The sequence below is a fragment of the Prevotella scopos JCM 17725 genome (assembly GCF_018127785.1).
GTDB classification, from domain to species: Bacteria; Bacteroidota; Bacteroidia; order Bacteroidales; family Bacteroidaceae; genus Prevotella; species Prevotella scopos.
Window position 1 is genome coordinate 555221 of sequence record NZ_CP072390.1, and the last position, 20988, is coordinate 576208.

At 40.9% G+C, this 20988-nt stretch carries 13 protein-coding genes and 1 pseudogene; 6 read left to right on the plus strand and 8 right to left on the minus strand.

Annotated features, from left to right (window positions below; genetic code table 11):
* Window positions 1-2: 2 nt before the first annotated feature.
* Both J4856_RS07670 and J4856_RS07675 read right to left on the minus strand, forming a co-directional pair.
* Window positions 3-2045 carry a fimbrillin family protein gene (locus J4856_RS07670; RefSeq protein WP_065367833.1) on the minus strand — a complete coding sequence of 681 codons (2043 nt, stop codon included), beginning with the start codon at window positions 2043-2045 and terminating at the stop codon, window positions 3-5.
* Between the two features lie 50 nt (window positions 2046-2095).
* Window positions 2096-2260, minus strand: coding sequence for a hypothetical protein (locus J4856_RS07675; RefSeq protein ID WP_025837327.1), 165 nt, complete (start codon window positions 2258-2260; stop codon window positions 2096-2098).
* A 756-nt stretch (window positions 2261-3016) separates the two neighbouring features.
* Between J4856_RS07675 and J4856_RS07680 the strand changes: the two genes are divergently transcribed.
* The 5 genes and pseudogenes from J4856_RS07680 to lpxA all read left to right on the plus strand — a co-directional run bounded on the left by J4856_RS07680 (window position 3017) and on the right by lpxA (window position 11946).
* Window positions 3017-4444, plus strand: a complete 1428-nt coding sequence (locus tag J4856_RS07680; protein WP_025837325.1) for a CCA tRNA nucleotidyltransferase — start codon at window positions 3017-3019, stop codon at window positions 4442-4444.
* Window positions 4445-4978: 534 nt separating this feature from the next.
* A complete protein-coding gene (locus tag J4856_RS07685; protein WP_025837322.1) occupies window positions 4979-6313 on the plus strand; it encodes an efflux RND transporter periplasmic adaptor subunit in 1335 nt (444 codons plus the stop codon).
* A gap of 90 nt (window positions 6314-6403) precedes the next feature.
* Complete coding sequence (locus J4856_RS07690; protein ID WP_065367832.1) at window positions 6404-9667, plus strand: efflux RND transporter permease subunit; 3264 nt, start codon at window positions 6404-6406, stop codon at window positions 9665-9667.
* Between the two features lie 20 nt (window positions 9668-9687).
* Window positions 9688-11067, plus strand: coding sequence for an efflux transporter outer membrane subunit (locus tag J4856_RS07695; protein ID WP_025837320.1), 1380 nt, complete (start codon window positions 9688-9690; stop codon window positions 11065-11067).
* A gap of 97 nt (window positions 11068-11164) precedes the next feature.
* Window positions 11165-11946: pseudogene (gene lpxA / locus J4856_RS07700) on the plus strand (acyl-ACP--UDP-N-acetylglucosamine O-acyltransferase).
* A gap of 176 nt (window positions 11947-12122) precedes the next feature.
* On the opposite strand, the gene J4856_RS07705 reads toward lpxA, so the two are convergent.
* Both J4856_RS07705 and typA read right to left on the minus strand, forming a co-directional pair.
* Window positions 12123-12905 carry a radical SAM protein gene (locus J4856_RS07705; RefSeq protein WP_025837319.1) on the minus strand — a complete coding sequence of 261 codons (783 nt, stop codon included), beginning with the start codon at window positions 12903-12905 and terminating at the stop codon, window positions 12123-12125.
* A 364-nt stretch (window positions 12906-13269) separates the two neighbouring features.
* The gene (typA, locus tag J4856_RS07710; protein ID WP_025837317.1) at window positions 13270-15072 is read right to left on the minus strand and encodes a translational GTPase TypA; all 1803 of its coding nucleotides are present in this window, start codon (window positions 15070-15072) and stop codon (window positions 13270-13272) included.
* A 204-nt stretch (window positions 15073-15276) separates the two neighbouring features.
* Between typA and rpsO the strand changes: the two genes are divergently transcribed.
* The gene (gene rpsO / locus J4856_RS07715; RefSeq protein ID WP_025837315.1) at window positions 15277-15552 is read left to right on the plus strand and encodes a 30S ribosomal protein S15; all 276 of its coding nucleotides are present in this window, start codon (window positions 15277-15279) and stop codon (window positions 15550-15552) included.
* Between the two features lie 554 nt (window positions 15553-16106).
* On the opposite strand, the gene J4856_RS07720 is transcribed toward rpsO, so the two are convergent.
* The 4 genes from J4856_RS07720 to truB all read right to left on the minus strand — a co-directional run bounded on the left by J4856_RS07720 (window position 16107) and on the right by truB (window position 20975).
* Entirely contained in the window at window positions 16107-18545 is a 2439-nt protein-coding gene (locus tag J4856_RS07720) for a C10 family peptidase (RefSeq protein WP_065367831.1), read from the minus strand.
* Between the two features lie 113 nt (window positions 18546-18658).
* Window positions 18659-19069, minus strand: a complete 411-nt coding sequence (folK, locus tag J4856_RS07725) for a 2-amino-4-hydroxy-6-hydroxymethyldihydropteridine diphosphokinase (protein WP_025837313.1) — start codon at window positions 19067-19069, stop codon at window positions 18659-18661.
* A gap of 1 nt (window position 19070) precedes the next feature.
* Window positions 19071-20255, minus strand: coding sequence for an S-adenosylmethionine:tRNA ribosyltransferase-isomerase (locus tag J4856_RS07730; RefSeq protein WP_025837311.1), 1185 nt, complete (start codon window positions 20253-20255; stop codon window positions 19071-19073).
* 21 nt (window positions 20256-20276) lie between these two features.
* Window positions 20277-20975: a tRNA pseudouridine(55) synthase TruB gene (gene truB, locus J4856_RS07735; protein ID WP_025837310.1), complete on the minus strand. Its 699-nt coding sequence runs from the start codon at window positions 20973-20975 to the stop codon at window positions 20277-20279.
* Window positions 20976-20988 lie beyond the last annotated feature (13 nt).

Below are 20988 nucleotides of genomic sequence, written 5' to 3' on the forward strand. Positions count from 1 at the left end.
TTTTATGGTGCTACAACAACCTTTACCCAGCTATTAGTTTCTTCTACAGTAGCACTTTTATCATTAGCACTTTCTAAGAACGGCTTTACTTGTTCTAATTTTGCCTTTTGTGCAGCTGTCATTGTGACAGTGATGTTTGCTAAGAAGCCATTTGGCTCTTGGCTACCAGCGTAGAGCTTGCCCAAGCCTGTTATGTGGCGTATATCTAATGTTGAAAGTTTGCAATGTGAAACACTTAAATATGTCAACTTTGTGTTATTTGAAACATCAAGTGAACTTATAGAAGTAAATGGTATGCGTAGTGATGTTAGTTTCGGGTTGTGAGTAACATCCAACGCAGTCATTTCTTTTACACCATACAAGTCAATACTTGTAAGGTTTGGATTATTTGAAACATCCAATGAACTTACATGGGTCTTTGACAGTTGGAGTTCTTGTAAGTTAGCTCCAGCAGCAGACAATCCTTTGATTTCTTTCACTGCTGCACTTGCAAGGTTGACATCCCTTAGGTTTGTCATCTTGCTGAAGTCATAGCTCTCAATCTTTGAACCTGATGCCCAGAATTTCTGTAGTTTTGACTGCTCTGATAATCCGATGAAGTTTTGAAGACTACCATTAGAGATACCATTAAAATCGCTCACGTTTGGTGAATTAGTGGTATTGATAGTCTTTATGTTAGAACTATAGTATGTCTGTAAATTTGTTAATGCAGGCATATTACTTGCATCAACCGATTCAAGACTCTTATTACCATATAAGGCAAACAAATTAAGCTTTGTGTTACCTCCAGTTACAACTTCTTTCAGTCCATTCAAATCGTGTGCTTGTAACTGTACTATCTTATCCAATCCAGTCACATCTACCTTTGTTACTAATGGGCTACCAGCAACTTCTATTCGGTCTGTGAGCTGTGGATACTTGTTGAAATTGAGCTCTCCTGCAAGATTCGTATTATCTTGAAGAGTTAGTCCATTTACATTACGATAGTATTGTAGTTCATCAATTGATGTGAGCTTGTTGTTGTTTTTTATTTCCAACATTCCCTTGAAAGAAAGAATCTTCTCCAAGTTGTCTGCAGCATAAATATCCAAGTGACCATCTGCGGTTCTTGTTAAGCCTGAAACTTTCGCACCAACAGCCTCAATTAGACCCTGGTTTTTGAGAATGAAAGGCTTAGTCTTAGACGCATCAAGCGTCATCTCGCCGAGGTCGTAAACCTTGGCACGCTGAATGTTGATTTCTTGTTTAACCTTCTTCAAGATAGCTTTACCATCTTGCATGATAAAGACAAGCGTCAAGCCCTGTGAAAGCTTTTGTTCTGGGAGTGCTATATAATATGCCTTATTCTCCTCAAGAGTGCCAGACTCGGCTTTGAGGTTTACCACTGGAGAAGCCGTAGTGAACTCGTTTTTAGCCGCACTAATCTTTCCATCATTAGCAAAAGTGATGGTTGACTTTAAATTACCAGCAAGGTTCTCCTGCCCAATAGAAAGTAACTTTACCTGCTTTACGTTTGAAGTCCCTTTGATGGTAAAGCGGAGCAAACCACCAACATTGTATGCAATGAATGGTTTTCCACGCTGTGGAATGATACCAACAGAAACATTTGCCTTTGGATCAAAGCTGCCTGCAACAGCCTTTTGATTCTTAGGGAAGTTGTATTGATATATTGCTTGGGTGTTACTGTTTGCTGAAATCTTTGCATCCTGCTGATAAGGATACATCATGAAGTATGATACGTTATTGACATCTGGTGCTTTTCCCCAGAAATGCACATCACTTCCTGAGGTTGGAGTGGTGAAGGGATAATTCTTGGGTTGGTATCCTTTAAAGCCAATACCAATCTTATCGTTTGCTTGCCAAGTTACAGTTGAGCCGTCTGTGCCAAGTACAGTACGTGTAACAGGCTGTGAAGAGCCTGCAATAAAACTCATGTCAACCAGTTTCTCGCTGGTTGCCTCAGTGCTATCAAAGTCGTCTTGTGAGCATGATGCTGTGGTGAGGGCAAGTCCTAAACACAGCAAGTATGTCTTAAAATGTATCATATTGTTTTTTTGATTTTATCTGTTTTTGTGATAAGTTTAATCTCTGTTGATTAAAATGGTGAGTCGTCATCAGTACCATCATTAACTACAGGGGGAGTGGTATTACTATTTGTGAACCCCTCATGCTGGGTGCCATGAGCACTATCCATTAAAAAATCACCTTCAGTCTCCATTTTCACCAGAAGAGTGAATGGTTTTTGATATTCTTTCTTCATTTTGTCTTGTTTTGTTATCCCAAATTATTTTTATTGATGTCGTTAACCCTTTAGGTTCTTTGTTATCCTTAAAGAACTTTGTTAAAATAGTTTTATTTAGTTTTGATTCTAAATACTTCTATTAAATAACGTGCCTGGGTTATCGCATCACAAACATATATTTTGTTGTTATTTTACTTTTACCTGGTCTTAAAGACTTGTTATCAAGTTTTTTACCTAATTTCTTTTAGTGGGGTGCAAAGTTAATCATTCTTTTGTAAATAGCAGATAGTCAATCTGGAAAGTTTCTAAAACAAGATTATAATTAACATATAAATCGTAACAGAGTTGTTTTTGTTAGCCTTTATTAACGGTTTTTTAGTGGCTAATTCTCTTCTAATATGTCTTTTATACGAATGAGTCGAACTTGTTGTATAATCTTTTTTACTTAAACACTTGACTTATATCATGCGAATTCAATAGTCTTAGAACAAAGTGTAGTGAGTAAAATGGACTCTCCGGTCTAATTCATAGAATAGGAAATAGAATAAAGACTTTTTTACTGTTGGAGGATGGTAATAGAATAAAAAGTTGACAGTTTCTGTTATGTTTTTGCTTCATGAATAACTTTGTTTTCTCGTTTAAGCTGTAAGAAAGGTATCCACAATATTTAGAGGAAGAAACATAAAAAGTGTATCCATTTAGTTTTGAACTTGTGAGAGTTGAGGAAAATATGTATCTTTGCATGATTCTTATTATAAAAGATAACATTATTTTATGCGAGATCTTTCAGATGCCGAATTGGCACAGCTTATAGACAAAGATACATTTCATCATATTTCAGCAGCAGCCGATAAACTTGGATTAGAATGCTATGTTGTAGGTGGTTACGTTCGTGATTTGTTTTTGGAACGTCCGTCAAATGACATTGATGTCGTTGTTGTTGGAAGTGGTATTCAGGTTGCAAGTGAATTGAAAGCCATCTTAGGTAAGAAGGCTCATTTGTCCGTCTTCCGTAATTTTGGTACTGCCCAAGTAAAATACAAGAATATTGAGGTTGAGTTTGTCGGCGCAAGAAAGGAAAGTTATAGCCACGACAGTAGGAAACCGATAGTTGAAGATGGCACCTTAGAGGATGACCAGAATCGTCGCGACTTTACAATTAATGCGATGGCTGTTTGCTTGAATAAAGCACGTTTCGGAGAATTGGTTGATCCTTTCGATGGCATTGATGACCTTTGGGATGGTATTATTCGCACACCGCTCGACCCAGATGTGACTTTCTCTGATGATCCCTTGCGCATGATGCGTTGTGTTCGTTTTGCTACACAGCTCAACTTCTTTATCGAAGACGAAACTTTTGAGGCTTTGGAGCGTAATGCTGACCGAATTAAGATTATAAGTGGCGAGCGTATTGAAGAAGAGTTGAATAAGATAATGATGACGCCAACGCCGAGTAAGGGTTTCATAGAACTCTATCGATGTGGACTCCTTCAGCTTATCCTTCCTGAACTTGTCGCACTGGACGTAGTAGAAACAAGAAACGGTCGTGCTCACAAGAATAACTTCTATCATACGCTTGAGGTATTGGATAATATCTGTAAGTACACGGATAATCTCTGGTTGCGCTGGGCGGCATTACTGCACGATGTGGGCAAGGCAAAGTGTAAGCGATGGGATGCGACAGTAGGTTGGACCTTCCACAACCATAACTTTGTTGGTGCAAAGATGGTTCCAAATATCTTCCGACGTCTAAAGCTCCCGATGGATAGCAAGATGAAATATGTGCAGAAACAAGTAGATCTACACATGCGTCCGATAGTCATAGCCGATGAAGAGGTGACTGACTCAGCCGTTCGGCGATTGATGAATGATGCAGGTGATGATATAGACGACCTGATGACACTCTGTGAAGCAGATATAACAAGTAAGAATGCGGTACGAAAACAGCGCTTCTTAGATAATTTCCGTATTGTTCGTGAGAAACTAAAAGACCTGAAAGACCGTGATTATAAGCGGCTCTTGCAACCTTGTGTAGATGGAAACGAGATAATGGAGATGTTTAATCTGAAGCCGAGTAGGGAGGTGGGCGTACTAAAACAAACGCTGAAAGATGCCGTACTTGACAATCGAGTTCCGAATGAACGTGAACCACTTTTAGCGTTATTATGCGATAAAGCAAAGGAGCTGGGATTAACAACTTAGCAATACAGAATTATTCGGGGTCGTTTAAGTATCATCCTGATACTTAATGCGTTCCGTCTTTTGACACGTTATGCTAACAGCGATCACCTTTTAACACGTTTCTTTGCGATGTATTGATGCTCCGCACGAATGGTGCGGACGCCTAGCACCATTGGTGCGGAGGGTAAACACCATTGGTGCGGAGGCCTAACACCAAACATGATAAATATGAAGTGGAGTCTGACTAATATCTCAATAAGATTCTACTATTCTAAACAATGCGTTACGACCATCGATGTAGTATCTTTCACTTTCAGCACTGATACTTGCTGAATAGTTACACTTTGGAATGGTAATACTAATTATTGTTAAATAAAAAGCTGTGTGCAACGGCTATTTAAATAATAATATGTAATTTTGCAGATGAAAACTATTGTAAGTTTGATGGTTTTCAGTGTGCTTTGCTAAGTAGTAATCTAGCTTTCAGTGTACGGGTTTAGCCTTGGTTTCCCGATTGGATTGAGATTATAAAAAGAATATATATATAAAATAGGTATGAAGAAGAAAAGTATCTTACTATCTGCTATCGCAGCAATTGCAATGTTACTTACCAGTTGTGGTGGAGGTCAGAAAGGTCTTCCAACGAATGATGAGTATCCTGTTGTAACGATTGGTGCAGCTAATGCACAGTTGAAAACAACTTATCCTGCTACCATTAAAGGTGTGCAGGACGTTGAGGTGCGTCCAAAAGTTAGCGGTTTTATCACAAAATTGTATGTACATGAAGGTGAATATGTTCGTGCGGGTCAGGTTCTTTTTGTGGTAGATAACTCAACTTATCAGGCTGCTGTACGACAGGCTGAGGCTCAGGTCGCATCGGCACAGAGTGGCGTTGTTGGCGCTCAGTCACGTGTTGTACAGGCTGTAGCCAGTCTTAATTCTGCTAATGCACAGGCGGCAACTTCTCGTTTGACTTATAGTAATAGTAAGAATTTATATAATAATAAGGTAATAGGCGAGTACGAGTTGGAGGCTGCAAAGAATGCATACGAGACAGCCCAAGCAGCTGTTAGCCAAGCAGAGAGTGGCGTAGCATCTGCTAAGGCGGCTGTGACACAAGCTCATGCTGCTGTCCGTCAGGCTCAGGCAATGCTTTCTACGGCTAAGGATAACCTCGGATTCTGTTATGTGAAGAGTCCAGCTGCTGGTTATGTAGGTAGTCTTCCTTTTAAGGAGGGTGCCTTGGTGAGTGCTTCTTCTGCACAGCCAGTTACTACTGTCAGCAATACTTCTTCTATAGAAGTTTACTTCTCAATGACTGAAGCTGACGTATTGAAGCTTAGTCGTACTAATAATGGTTTGAACAATGCAATTAAGTCTTTCCCAAGTGTTAGTTTGTTATTAGCTGATGGGACAACTTATAATCATGAAGGTGTGATTGTTAAGACCAGTGGTATTATCGATGCAACAACTGGTACAGTGAGTGTTATTGCTCGTTTCCCTAACCCAGAGCACTTATTGAAGAGTGGTGGTAGCGGTCAGATTGTTATTGCAAAGAATAACAACCGTGCTTTGTTGGTACCACAAGAGGCTACTGTACAGGTTCAGGATAAGATTTTTGTATATAAGGTTGATGCTAATAGCAAGGTACATTATACTGAGATAACCGTTGACCCACAGAATGATGGTGTCAATTATATTGTTACAAGTGGTCTTAAAATGGGCGACCGTATTGTGAGCAAGGGTCTTTCAAGTCTTCAGGATGGTGCGAAGATTACAGCACTTACTCCAGCAGAGTATGATAAAGCCATTGAGAAAGCAGAGAAGTTGGGTACAAATCAAGGCTCAGCATCAGGCTTTCTTAAAGCAATGAAGGGAGAAGGTAAGTAGGTGATGGGTGTTGAATGTTAGGTGTTGAGGTGATGATGAATTGCTTAACTCATTCGACATTTATAAACCCTAAATAAACAATTAGGTATTATGACATTTACGAATTTTATCAAACGACCGGTATTGTCAACGGTTATATCAATCTTCTTTGTACTCTTGGGTATCATTGGATTGATATCACTGCCTATTGAACAATATCCGAATATTGCTCCTCCTACGATTTCTATTCAGACATTTTATCAAGGAGCAGATGCACAGACCGTATTGAATTCAGTTATCACACCGTTGGAGGAAAGTATCAATGGTGTTGAAAACATGACCTATATGGAGTCAACAGCAACCAATGCTGGTATGGCAATGATTACTGTTTACTTCAAGCAGGGTGCAGACCCTAATATGGCAGCAGTCAATGTACAGAACCGTGTGTCGCAAGCACAGGCGTTGTTGCCAGCAGAAGTAACACGTGCGGGTGTGACGGTGTCAAAGCGTCAGAGCTCAAATGTTGTTATGTATTCATTGACAACAGATGACGGACGATATGATGATGAGTTCTTGACGAACTATAACAATATCAATATCGTGCCAATGTTGAAGCGTATCAATGGTGTCGGTGACGTACACATACCGGGTATGAAGACCTACTCTATGCGTATCTGGCTGTATCCAGATAAGATGAAGCAGCATAAACTTGTCCCATCAGATGTATCTATGGCTTTGGCAGAGCAGAATATTGAGGCTGCGCCGGGTTCATTTGGTGAGCAGAGCAATCAGAAGTTTGAGTATACCATGCGTTATAAGGGACGTCTAAAGACTCCAGAGGAGTATGGCAATATCATTATTTCAAGCAATACCAATGGTCAAACCGTTCACTTGCGCGATGTAGCAAAGGTTGAGTTGGGTGGTCTGATGTATTCAGTTATGATGAAGAACAACAGCCGTCCTGCTGTTATTGGTATGGTAAACCAGGTCGCTGGTTCAAATGCTACACAGATTGCAGATGATGTGAAGACTGCCTTGGCTGATGCTCAGAAGCAGATGCCGCCGGGCATGAAAGTTACAATTGAGCAGGATGTAACAGAGTTCCTCTTTGCTTCAATCGAAGAGGTTGTCTTTACATTGTTTATAACTCTTTTATTGGTATTTTTCGTTGTGTATATCTTCTTGCAGGACTTCCGCTCTACAGTAATTCCAATGATTGCCGTGCCAGTGGCATTGATAGGTACCTTCTTCTTCCTTTGGGTATTTGGTTTCTCTATCAACTTGCTAACACTTTCGGCATTGTTGTTGGCGATTGCGATTGTTGTCGATGATGCCATTGTGGTCGTTGAGGCTGTACATGCTAAACTTGACTTAGGTTATAAGAGTGCATTGACAGCTGCTATTGATGCGATGAACGAAATCTCTGGTGCTATTATCTCTATTACTTTGGTGATGGCAGCTGTATTCGTTCCTGTGTCATTTATGGGTGGAACCTCTGGTACATTCTATCGTGAGTTCGGTGTAACGATGGCTGTGTCTATCGTTATCTCTGCTTTGAATGCTTTGACATTGTCTCCTGCGCTTTGTGCTATCTTCCTGAAACCACATAGTAAGGATGAGGGTCATAAGAAGTTGTCACGTGTTGATCGTTTCCATATGGCTTTTAATACGCAGTATGACAAGATAAACACAAAGTATCAGAAGGTTGTTGAGAAGATTATCAACCATCGTTGGATATCAAGTCTTACGGTCGTCTTGGGTATTGTAGCGCTTGTGGTTACAATGAAATTCACCCAGACTGGTCTTGTTCCAAATGAGGACACAGGTACGTTGTTTGCAATGATTAGTTTACCACCGGGTACATCACAGGTTGAAACACAAAAGGTAACTGACCAGATTGATAGAATGTTGGCAAGTAACCCATATATTGAGCGTCGTGAGCAAATTGTAGGTTACAACTTCATGGCAGGACAGGGTTCTAACCAGTCAACCTTTATTATTAAGTTGAAACCATTTGCTGAGCGTGAGTATGGGATGATAGATCGTATTAAGTCTGTCTTTGATGGCGCAGGTATAGCTGGTCTGTTTATCGATCCTACATCGTCTAATATGATTCTGGGTATGATATACAAGCAGACTGCAAGTATCAAGGGAGCACAGATTATTGCTTTTGGTCCGCCGATGATTCCTGGTTATGGTCTTTCAAATGGTGTGTCGTTTGTATTGCAGGATAAGACGGGTGGCGATCTTAATAAGTTCTATAAGGTAGCACAGGATTATTTGGCTGCATTGAGCAAGCGTCCAGAGTTTAGTCGTGCACTTACCACCTACAACCCTAACTATCCACAGTATATGGTTGATGTTGATGTGGCAAAGGCAAAGCAGGCTGGTACATCACCAGCTGCAATCCTCTCAGTATTGCAAGGGTATTATGGTGGTATGTATGCATCAAACTTTAACTCTTATGGTAAGCTCTTCCGTGTTATGATTCAAGGTACGGTTGAGAGTCGTATGAGTGAGGATGGACTGACCAATATCTACGTAAGAACTGCTGGTGGAATGGCACCTGTAAGCGAGTTCTGTACATTGAAGCGTGTCTATGGTCCATCAAATATCACACGTTTCAACCTCTTTACCTCTATCGCAATCAATGCTACACCAGCTAATGGTTATTCTTCTGGTCAGGCTATTCAAGCAGCTGAGGAGGTCGCAAAACAAGTATTGCCACAGGGTTATGGTTATGAATTCTCTGGTCTGACTCGTTCAGAGAAAGAAGCATCTAACTCAACAGCAATGATCTTCGTTCTTTGTATTGTATTCGTTTATCTGATTTTGAGTGCTCAGTATGAGAGTTATATCCTTCCTTTGGCTGTAATTCTTTCTATTCCTATCGGTTTGGCTGGCGCATTCATCTTTACGATAATCTTCGGACATAGTAACGATATCTATATGCAGATTTCGCTGATTATGTTGATTGGTCTATTGGCAAAGAATGCTATTCTTATTGTAGAGTTCGCTCTTGAGCGTCGTCGTACAGGTATGGCGATTAAGTATGCAGCAATCTTAGGTGCTGGTGCTCGTCTGCGTCCTATCCTTATGACCTCCCTTGCAATGATTATTGGTTTGTTGCCATTGATGTTTGCAAGTGGTGTAGGTCGCAATGGTAATCAGACGTTGGGCGCTGCTGCTGTCGGTGGTATGCTTATCGGTACACTTTGTCAGGTGTTTGTTGTGCCAGCCCTGTTCGCCTTCTTCCAGCACTTACAGGAGCGTCTTAAGCCTCTTGTATTTGAGGATGAGGCAAGCCGTGAAGTAATCAAGGAACTTGAGCAGTTCTCAAAGGGACCTGCAACGGATTATAAGATTGAAGAGTAGTCTCTAATAAAGAAATAACAATGAAGAAAATAAATATAATCATCATAGTTCTTGCAGGCCTGTCACTGACAGGCTGTAAGAGTCTCTATGGCAATTACGAACGCCCTGACGTTAAGACGAATGGCATTGTGCGCGATCCTGTTGATGACAAGGCAACGCTTGAAGGTGCTAACGACTTTGGTAATCTGCCATGGCGCAGTGTCTTTACTGACCCACATCTGCAGACTCTTATTGAGAAGGCAATTAATAATAACCCTGACTTGCTCAATGCAGCATTGAATGTTGATATTGCCGAGCAGCAGGTTAAGGCGGCTAAGTTGTCTTTCTTGCCATCAGTCGTCTTTGCACCGACAGGAACTATCTCTCATTTCGGAACGCATACGTCATCTACACAATCTTACTCACTTCCTATCTCAGCAAGTTGGGAGATAGACCTCTTTGGAAAGCTTCGTTCTTCAAAGAAGGCTGCTCAGATGGCGATGATGCAGGCACAGGATTATAAGGTTTATGCGCAGACAAACCTCATTGGTAGCGTGGCTAACCTTTACTATACCCTCTTGATGCTCGATCGTCAGAAGCAGATTGTAGATGATATGTTAGGTCTTACCAAGAATACTTGGGATGTGATGAAACTCCAGATGGAGTTCGGTCGTGCTCGTTCAACGAGTGTACAGAGTGCTGAAGCTGCCTACTATAGTGTTCAGACACAGTCGGCTGATATTCGTCGTCAGATTCGTGAGACCGAGAATACGCTTAGCTTACTCCTTGGCGAGCCTGCTCAGACCATAGCACGTGGTAGTCTTGATAATCAGAGTTTGCCTGCTAACTTCGCTGGTGGAATTGGTGTACAGTTGTTGAGCAATCGTGCTGATGTTCACGCTAACGAAATGGCTTTGGCACAGTGCTTCTATAATGTTCAAACTGCTCGTAGCCGTTTCTATCCATCATTGACCATTTCTCCTACTGGTGCTTGGACTAATAGTGGTGGCATGGTGAATCCAGGTAAACTTCTCTTGAGTGTTGTGGGTAGCCTTACACAGCCTATTTTTATGCGTGGTCAGCTGGTAGCAGGATTACGTGTTGCAGAGGATAAGTATAAGCAGGCATACAATACATGGCAGAATAGTATTCTTAAGGCTGGCTCAGAGGTGAGCAATGCGCTTGTAGCATACAATGCTGCTAATGAAAAAGAGCAGTTGCGTAAGCAGCAGATTGATGTCTTGAAGACGAATGTTGAGCATACACAGATGCTCTATACTCAGAGTTCAAGCACTTATCTTGAGGTTATCACTGCACAGCAGAGTCTGCTCAATGCTGAAATCTCACAGGTACAGGAACAGTTTACAAAGCTTCAGTCAATTGTCAATCTGTACAAAGCCTTAGGTGGAGGCGCAAAGTAATTCATAATTTACAATTCATAATTATGAATACCACGATTACTGATGTGATATATCAAATGGTTGTTGGTAGATACTGAAAAATTAAATATTTAAGATTATGAGTAGCGAAATTAGTCCAAAAGCTGATATATCTCCAAAGGCAAAGATTGGAGACGGCTGTAAGATATTCCCATTCGTATATATAGAGGATGATGTTGTCATAGGTGATAACTGTGTTATCTTTCCCTTTGTGAGTATCTTGAATGGTACTCGTATGGGTAACGGAAACAAGATTCACCAAGGCTCAGTACTTGCTGCCTTACCACAGGACTTTGAGTTTGTGGGTGAGAAGAGCGAACTGATTATAGGTGATAATAATATTATTCGAGAGAATGTTGTCATCAACCGTGCTACACATCGTGGTTGTAAGACAGTTCTTGGTTCAAATAACTTCTTGATGGAAGGTGCACATATCAGTCATGATACTGTTGTTGGTAATCGATGTGTCTTTGGTTATGGTGCAAAGGTGGCTGGTGATTGCAACATTGGTACAGGTGCTATTATATCGTCTAATGTTGTTGAAAAAGCCAATACACGTGTTGGTGAATATGCTGTGGTACAAGCTGGTACAACCTTTTCTAAGGACATCCCTCCTTATATTATAGCTGGGGGGCACCTATAGGCTTTAATGGTGTAAACACCACTATCGGTAAGACTGCAGGGCTTGATGAGAAGGTTATCAAGCATATAGCGAATGCTTATCGTCTGTTGTTCCATGGGCAAACATCAGTTTTTGATGCATGTATTCAGATAGAACAGCAGGTGCCAGACTCACCTGCAATCCGTAATATCCTCGAATTTGTACGAGGTACAGAAGAAGGAATCATCAGTAAATTATAATTTTCATACCTAAAATTTTGATGATTAGGAGAGTCAATCGTGAGGTTGGCTCTCCTTTTTCTTTGTATAGAAAATCCTTTCTTATTGTTAAAGCTTTCTTACGCACATTCTTGTATTGATAGGCTCTTCGTATTTGAGTCCTTTTCTTGTAGTAAGGCTAAAAGGGAATCGAAAGATTAATACGATGCAGTACATGGGATACCTAGAGTGATGACACGGTCACGGATGGCATTGAGATCTTCGGGAGTAGCTTTTTGCAAGTGTTGGTCGGGCGTTTCACGATCAATAGTATAAATCATTACTTCACGAGGAGCAATCTCTTTAATCGTCTCAAGCCAAGGTGCAACAAAGGCATCAATTGTGTTGTCAACATCATATCCGTCTTCCGTTGTCCCCTTCATAAACATCGTCTGGATAATGGCTTGTCCGTTGAAAGCCTTGATATCTGCAATGATTCGGTTTACATCATAGGAAGGTTGCGTTGGACGGTCTACTTTGTTGATATATTCAGCATTGATAGTGTCGAGTTTCAGGATGTTATTGTCGACCTTTGATAGTGCCTTGTGAATCTTTGGACGATGGATAAACGTAGAGTTACTGAGGACAGAAATCTTTGCTTGTGGGCAATATTTGTTACGTAGGAGGATTGTGTCGTCGATGATTTCATCAAAGTGTGGGTGGGAAGTAGGCTCGCCATTACCTGCAAAAGTCAATACGTCAGGGTGAATATTCTCTTGTTGCATCTCTTTTAACTTAGCTTCCAAAGCTTTTGCAACACGTTCGCGAGTAGGGTGGGGCGTCTTTGTGCGGTGGTCTTTGTTGAAGCCACATTCGCAATATATGCAGTCGAATGTGCATATCTTACCATCTGCTGGCATCAAGTTAATGCCTAAGGAAATACCTAAGCGACGGCTGTGAACTGGTCCAAATATAGGGGATGGATAGATAATCGTGCTCATTGAATATGTTTTTGTTGAATATATTGTTCGTGCAAAATAATTAGGTTGATTGTTATGTCTACTCTGACGTTTGTTCAACTCCTAATCTTTGATAAAGCAAAGATACATATTTTCGCTGAAAGTCTTGATGTTTCTTGTTATTTTAATTTGCTTCTATCCATATTGGACGTACACTGTTTTCATTTATTTAGAGATGGATAAGGTGTGTAATCTATCTTTCTATGAATTTATTTATAGGTAAAAAGGAGTTGAATTATGTGTTGGGCATTTAGGAAAAAAGTTTGTCTAATTGACATGGGTTAAAGAAAAAAGGCGGCTATCCGTTGTGGATAGCCGCCTTTCTAACTTATTATTAGTTAGATGTCTATTCTTTACTCTCACGCTTACGATCATTATGATCGAGCGTAATCTTACGCATACGAATGTTCTTTGGAGTTACCTCAACATACTCGTTGCCTTTTATGTACTCAAGACATTCTTCAAGACTCATCTCGGTCTTAGGGATAACGCGTGCCTTTTCGTCAGAGCCAGATGCACGAACGTTGGTCAATTGTTTAGCTTTAGTAACGTTGATAACGAGGTCGTTGTCGTGAACATGCTCACCAACAACCTGTCCGCCATAAACTTCCTCACCTGAATCAATGAAGAACTTACCACGATCCTGCAACTTATCGATAGCGTAAGCGTAGGCAGTACCAGCCTCTAATGCAATCATTGAACCATTTGTACGACGTACGATTTCGCCCTTGAATGGTTGATAATCTTTGAAACGGTGTGCCATGATAGCTTCACCCTGGCTGGCTGTTAAGACGTTGGTACGCAGACCAATGATACCACGTGATGGTATCTCAAAGGTGATGTTCACACGCTCACCCTCAGCATCCATACCGAGAAGGTCACCCTTACGACGGGTTACCATGTCAATCATCTTACTTGAGAAGTCGGTTGGAACATTGATAGTCAGTTCCTCAATAGGCTCACATTTCTGACCATCAATCTCCTTATAGATTACCTGTGGCTGACCTACCTGCAACTCATAGCCTTCGCGACGCATAGTCTCAATGAGGACAGAGAGATGGAGTACGCCACGTCCACTAACAATCCACTTATCCATTGAATCCTCCATAGGAAGTACACGGAGTGCGAGGTTTTTCTCAAGTTCCTTGCTCAAACGGTCGCTAATGTGGCGAGAAGTACAGAACTTACCTTCTTTTCCGAAGAAGGGAGAGTCGTTGATGGTGAAGAGCATACTCATTGTTGGCTCATCAACAGCGATAGGTGGCAGTGGCTCTGGGTTCTCAAAGTCAGCAATAGTGTCGCCAATCTCAAACTTCTCCAGACCAATCACAGCACAAATGTCGCCTGAATCTACAGCATCAGTCTTCTTATGTCCCATACCCTCGAAGGTATGAAGCTCCTTGATTTTTGTACGTTCTTGGGTTCCGTCACGGTGACAGATGGTAACGTTTTGTCCGTCTCTAAGTGTGCCACGATGTACACGACCAACAGCAATACGTCCCGTGTAGCTTGAATAGTCCAAAGATGTAATTAACATCTGTGGTGTTCCCTCAAGCTGTTTAGGAGCAGGAATAGCCTCAATGATGAGGTCGAGTAGATATTCAATGTTATCAGTTGGTTTCTTCCAGTCCTCACTCATCCACCCATTTTTAGCTGAACCATAGACAACTGGGAAGTTCAACTGGTCTTCTGTGGCATTGAGGTCACACATGAGGTCGAACACCATCTCATAGACTTCTTCTGGGCGGCAGTTAGGTTTATCTACCTTGTTGATCACAACAACTGGTTTCAAACCAAGCTGAAGGGCCTTTTGTAGCACAAAACGTGTCTGCGGCATAGGACCTTCAAAAGCATCTACGAGCAGCAGACAGCCGTCTGCCATGTTCAATACACGCTCAACCTCTCCACCGAAGTCAGAGTGGCCTGGTGTGTCGAGGATGTTGATTTTTACTCCTTTCCAATTAATACTTACATTCTTACTCAGAATTGTTATCCCTCGCTCGCGCTCCAAATCATTAGAGTCGAGAACTTCTCCGCTGTTGTCTTGTCCGTCACGGAAAAGTTTTCCAGCGAGCATCATCTTGTCAACCAAGGTTGTCTTACCGTGGTCAACGTGCGCAATAACTGCGATGTTACGAATATCTTGCATTGAAATACCTTAAAAAGCTTACGCTAAATTTATGCTGCAAAATTACGAATAAAAAATGGAAAACGTTTGTGGTTCCAATAAAAAGTTGTAACTTTGCACAGAATTTTCGGAGCGTCCGATGCATTTGATGTCGTAACCCGTTGTGATTAAGGCGGCTAACGACGGAAAGATGTAATTGCAAATCACATTAATCAAAACAAAATTATGTATTTAGACAAGACAAAGAAGGCAGAAATCTTCGCACAGTATGGTAAGGAACAGAGCACAACTGACACAGGTTCAGCTGAGAGCCAGATTGCACTTTTCTCTTATCGTATCAAGCACTTGACCGAGCACGTAAAGAAGAACCGTAAGGACTACGTTACAACTCGTTCATTGACACAGCTCGTTGGTAAGCGTCGTGCATTGCTCGATTACCTCTACGATCGTGACATTGAGCGCTATCGTGCAATCATCAAGGCTTTGGGTCTCCGTAAGTAAGATTTCTGAAAGCTAAAAAATAAAAGGTAAGAAAGTCAAAGTTGGTTTATCCATACTTTACATTTTTACCTTTTTTCTTTGCCTTTTGCTATCTCATCTATTTGTTCTTATGAGATAGTTTTGTTTGCTTTTTTTATTATCTCAACATTCTAAGTGTTAGGATGTTTGTGTAAGAGGGCTTCTCTAAAAGTTTTAAAAACTCTGGTTTTTATTCACATCACCTCTTGATGTTATAGCAGAAAAACAGCACAAAATGGTTTTTTTACGCACTTTTGTAACTCTTTTGTATTGAGGAGATACAAGTGTGGTTAGCAAATGGGTGCTTTGTTGGCTTGCAAAAGGGCGTTAACTCGAATACTATTAAGCTTTAATAAAATCTGCTATAGTAAAAAAAATACAAAGTGATTGGTAATTACGGTATGATTTACCTTAATAGAAAATCGGTCGTCGCATATTATGATATAATACACAATGACCGACTTGGCTTTTAATCTTTTTGTAGGAGTTTGGAAACTCAATATTATCCGTATTTGTTGTGCAGATAGTCTTTTTGCCTATTTCTTAATCATTTTCTTTCCATCAATGATATAGATGCCAGCTGGGAGTTCTTTCCAAGTTTTTGACAAGCGACTACCTTGCAGTGTAAAGATGTTCTTTGCAGTATTCTGGTTATTATTGACTGAATTGATTCTAGTAGGTGTATCTAAGTCACTGATGGTGTTGAAGACGTTGCGTAGTACAAGTGGGTTCCATGTATCTTGTCGTTGTCCGTCTCGCTCAAGCTCTACATGTATTTCATATGAATGGTTAGGCTCTAACAGTGAAGTAGAGAATGTGATACGTGTTTGGGCTGCATTGTTGTCTACATCACAAGGGAGATAAACATTACGGATTGTTCCCAATTCAATCCACTTATTACTTGTCAAATCAAGTAGGCGGTAATGGATAGGTCCACGATAACCATTTCTTATCTGATAGCCAGAAACTCTTGAATGTACTTGCAGACTGATATTCTTAATCTTCTTAAGTTGGAAGGTGCTGTAATTAGCGTATTCACCATCCGCATAGTAGTCGAGGAAAGTTAATTCAATATTTCCATTATTGACATAAGGTAGAACCTCAATTTCGAATGGCTCTTTCATGTCAATAGGAACAATGGTTTCTGTTCCTTTTCGATTGACCTTTATAGATAATGTGACGTCATATTTACCTCTTGGAAGGTTACCTAAACTTGGTTTGTTGTAATATAGTGGAAGCATATTAATGACAAATGTGGTTCGTCCAAGACGTTGTGCAACAACGTTTGGAGTAAGTAGATAACCATTATATTCTTTCTTTGTCTCTTGATTTGTAAGTGTCATTACAAGTTCGCCACGTACCTCTTCACGTCCAGGGTTGTACATCGTGAAACTGTATGCACCTTTAAATCCAGAACCCTCATAGTAAGGTGCAAGTAGGCTTGGAGCCTTTTCAATAACAACCACATCCTTTGGGTTGTTTGTATTGAGCTGTACTGCATCTGCAGTGAGTTTTACTTCTATCTCATTGGCGTGATTGATTGGCTTCCAGTCACCGTGTTCCTTCGTCTTGGTATCGAGCATCTCAGAGGATACTGGTACTAAACGATAGTTTCCGTCAGCAATACCCTTAAAGTTAATGTCAGCAATATCAAAGGACATGGAAGTAAAGATGGATGCCCATGTTTGGTCGCCAGCAGTTGAGTTAAATATTTTTACTTGTTTATTCTGCTCATTATAGAGGGCAAGTGCTACCTTTCCGGTGAATACACCAAGTTCACCTTTCACCGAACTATACGATCCTAACTTCTCAATCTTTGCACTGAAACTTTCAGGACGGTTTGCTTCTGTCTTATTAACTGTGAGCGATGTGGTGGTTCTTGCATCTAATCCGCGCTCGATATCCTTAAAAGGAATAGCCTTGCCGTCGTTAGGATGGGCAAAGACAACTGATATATCGTCCCAGAATGTTCCGCTATTGAGCGCAAAGCCTGAAACATTAAGGGTAACTAAGTTGATATCGAAGTATCCATCGTTTTCGCCTCCCCAGCCCCAGTTGGTATGAATGAGCCCCTGTTCATCATAGCCATCATAAACGAAGGCATGAGGACCACCTACTACTAAGACTGGATATCCATCTGAGATTTCTTGCATCACCTCATTAATGAATTCATTGGCAGGAAGGAAGTTTTTGTCAAGATAGCGTACGGTATAGTCGAATTTGTCTCGAAGTGCATTGCAGGCACGCTGTAAATTTGAGTCACTTCCTTTAATGTAGTATCTCATGTGTACAGCCTTACCAATATCATACATCAACACGCCAACGGCTTGTCGAGATTGTTCTGTTCTCATCTCATTAGTCGTGTTCTTCATCTCATCCCACCAATAAGTAGCACTTTTCTTAGCATCATCACCAGTTGATGCTATATAGTCTTGTGGTCGATTCTTAGGCCATTTGTTGTAGAACATCACCTGTGCTGTGGCTGTTGCAACACAACCCGTAGGTGTATGCTGTCCATTACTTAGTGGGGTGTACTTATTGAAAGGGTCATACTGGTTCCACTTACAAGTAAGCAAGGGTTCTACCTTTCGTTTGATAGGACGCTGTGGGGTAGTAGCTGTAGCTTTAGAACGCACTTCTTTTACAATACGTTCATATTCCTTTAAGAACAGTTTAAAGTATGGGGGCTGGTCGTTGGGGTTTTCTGTCATCTTATCTCCATAACCCACGAGTTCGTTGAGTTTACTTTCTCCAGAGATAATAACGAATTTCTTGTCGTTTGGATTAGTAAAAATGTAATAGGCAGGTTGCTCATTAGCTTGTGATGAGCGGGTTTTGGGAGTATCGTTCGATAGTTTTGGGTTGTTGATGTATTTAGTTGCTATACTCAAAGCGCGCACTTTGGTGATGGGTTCTGCATTAGTAAGTAGAATGTTAGTAAAAACAGTTAGCACTAATAATAAGTTTCTTTTCATTTGTTTATCTTATTAGTCAATTATATTGGTTTGTTATATTTAATATCAGGCTCTATAAGTTTAGAAGTTTTTGAAATAGGTAGATTTGACTTGTTTCCTTTTAGGTTGATGCTTTATTCTTCCCAAATTTCTTTTAAAGGAAGCATTACAAAGTCACGTTCTTTCATTAAAGGGTGGGGAATAATTAGGTCAGGTTCATTGATATTTAGCTTATCATAAAGCAGAATATCAATATCAATGATACGGTCTGTATATTGTGCATTGACTGACTTTTTTACTCGTCCCATCTCTATTTCTATGGTTTGTGTTACCTCTAATAGCTGTCGAGGGGCAAGCGATGTGGAAACACAAACACAGGCATTGAGGAAGAGATTAGGACTCTCAAACCCCCAAGGCTCCGTTTCATGAAAAGAAGATTGGCGCAAAACTGTGCCAATCTTTTTTTCTATCAATGCTATCGCCTCGTGCATAATAGCCTTTCTATTGCCAAGATTTGTGCCGAGGGATAAGTAAACTATGTGCATATTAATCGTTGAGAATCAACAATGAGTCACCGAAGCAACCAAACATATAACCATTCTTTACCGCTTTGTCATATGCTTCCATCACAAGATCATAACCTCCGAAGGCTGCTGTTTCCATCAATAATGTTGAATAAGGATGATAGAAGTTGACCAGCATACAATCTGCAAAACCAAAATTGTAAGGTGGGAAGATGAATTCGTTAGTCCAACCATCATACTCCTTCAGCATACCATCAGTACCAACGGCAGTCTCTGTAGCCTTAACAACACTCGCACCGACGGCACAAAGGCGATGTCCTGCCTGTTTAGCACTATTGGCAATACGACAAGCATCGGCATTGATGTGCATTTCCTCTGAATCCATCTTGTGTTTTGTAAGGTCTTCCACTTCAATGTCATGGAAGTTGCCTAATCCACAGTGTAGGGTGATGAAGGCTTTCTTGATACCTTTGATATCCATCATCTTCATCATATGTTCAGAGAAATGGATGTTTGTTCCAGGTGCAGAGACTGCACCTTCGTTCTTCGCAAAAACAGACTGGAACTGTTCCATATCGTCAGCCGTTGCGTGTGCAAACTCTTCCCCGTCTTTCTTTGGACGATTGTCGATGATGTAGCGTGGTAATGGAGCTTCTCCTAAAGCAAACAACTCACGTTTAAACTCATCGTGAGGACAGTCGTAAAGGAAGCGAAGTGTACGGCCACGAGATGTTGTGTTGTCAATAACCTCAGCTACCATTGTGCCCGACTCATCAAAGAAAAGCTTGTTTCCAATGCGAATCTTACGTGCAGGCTCAACCAATACGTCCCAAAGACGCATCTCCTGATTCAACTCACGAAGAAGGAATACCTCAATCTTTGCATCCGTCTTCTCCTTTGTTCCATACAGACGAGCAGGGAAAACCTTAGTATCATTGAAGATAAAAGCGTCACCTTCATCAAAGTAATTGAATACATCTTTGAAGCGAATGTAGTCTTCTTCCTTTGGTTCACCATTGACCTCACCCTTAAACATATCAATCTTTCCAGACTTACGGTGTAACACCATCAATCTTCCTTCGTCACGACGTGTAACGGTAAAGGTCTGTGTGCTGCCATCAGTACGTGTCAGTACACGCTCAGATGAATGTGGGTATAAGGCTACCTGCGCTTTAGGCAAGTTGAATTTAAACTGTGAAAGCTTCATATTTCTATTTTGGGGAGTTTGTTATTTTTCTATTGTTTGTTGTTGGAGCCATGCTTCAAACTGGTCATAATTGACACAGTCTTCCACTTTTACATCTCCAACACGTGTGCGGCGCAATGCTGTAAGATAGGCTCCACTATTCACTGCTCGACCAAGGTCGCGTGCCAATGCGCGGATATAAGTACCTTTACCGCAGACTACACGAATTGATAGTTGCATCTTCTCTGTATCGAAGTCTAATACTTCTATCTCATCAATGCGAATGTTCTTAGGTTTTAACGTAACATCCTTGCCTTTTCGTCGATAGTCGAAAGCACGCTTACCATCTACCTTAACAGCGCTATATGTTGGTGGAACCTGCTCAATATCACCCATAAACTGAGGAAGTGTTGCGTCTATCAGTTCTCTTGTGATATGTTCTGTCGGGAAGGTTTCATTCACCTCATGCTCCATATCGTAGCTTGGTGTAGTTGCTCCCAACTGAAGAGTAGCTGTATATTCCTTTGTATGTGTCTGCAAGGTTTCAATCTGTTTTGTCATCTTACCCGTAGCAAGGATGAGTACTCCTGTAGCCAAAGGGTCTAATGTACCAGCATGACCAATCTTTACCTTTCCGTCATTCGCCTGTGTACAAAGGTAACGTACGTGTGCCAATGCTTTGAAACTGGTTATTCCGTAGGGCTTGTCAATCGGGATGATTACTCCTTCTTTGAAGTTCATTAGGACAATAAAT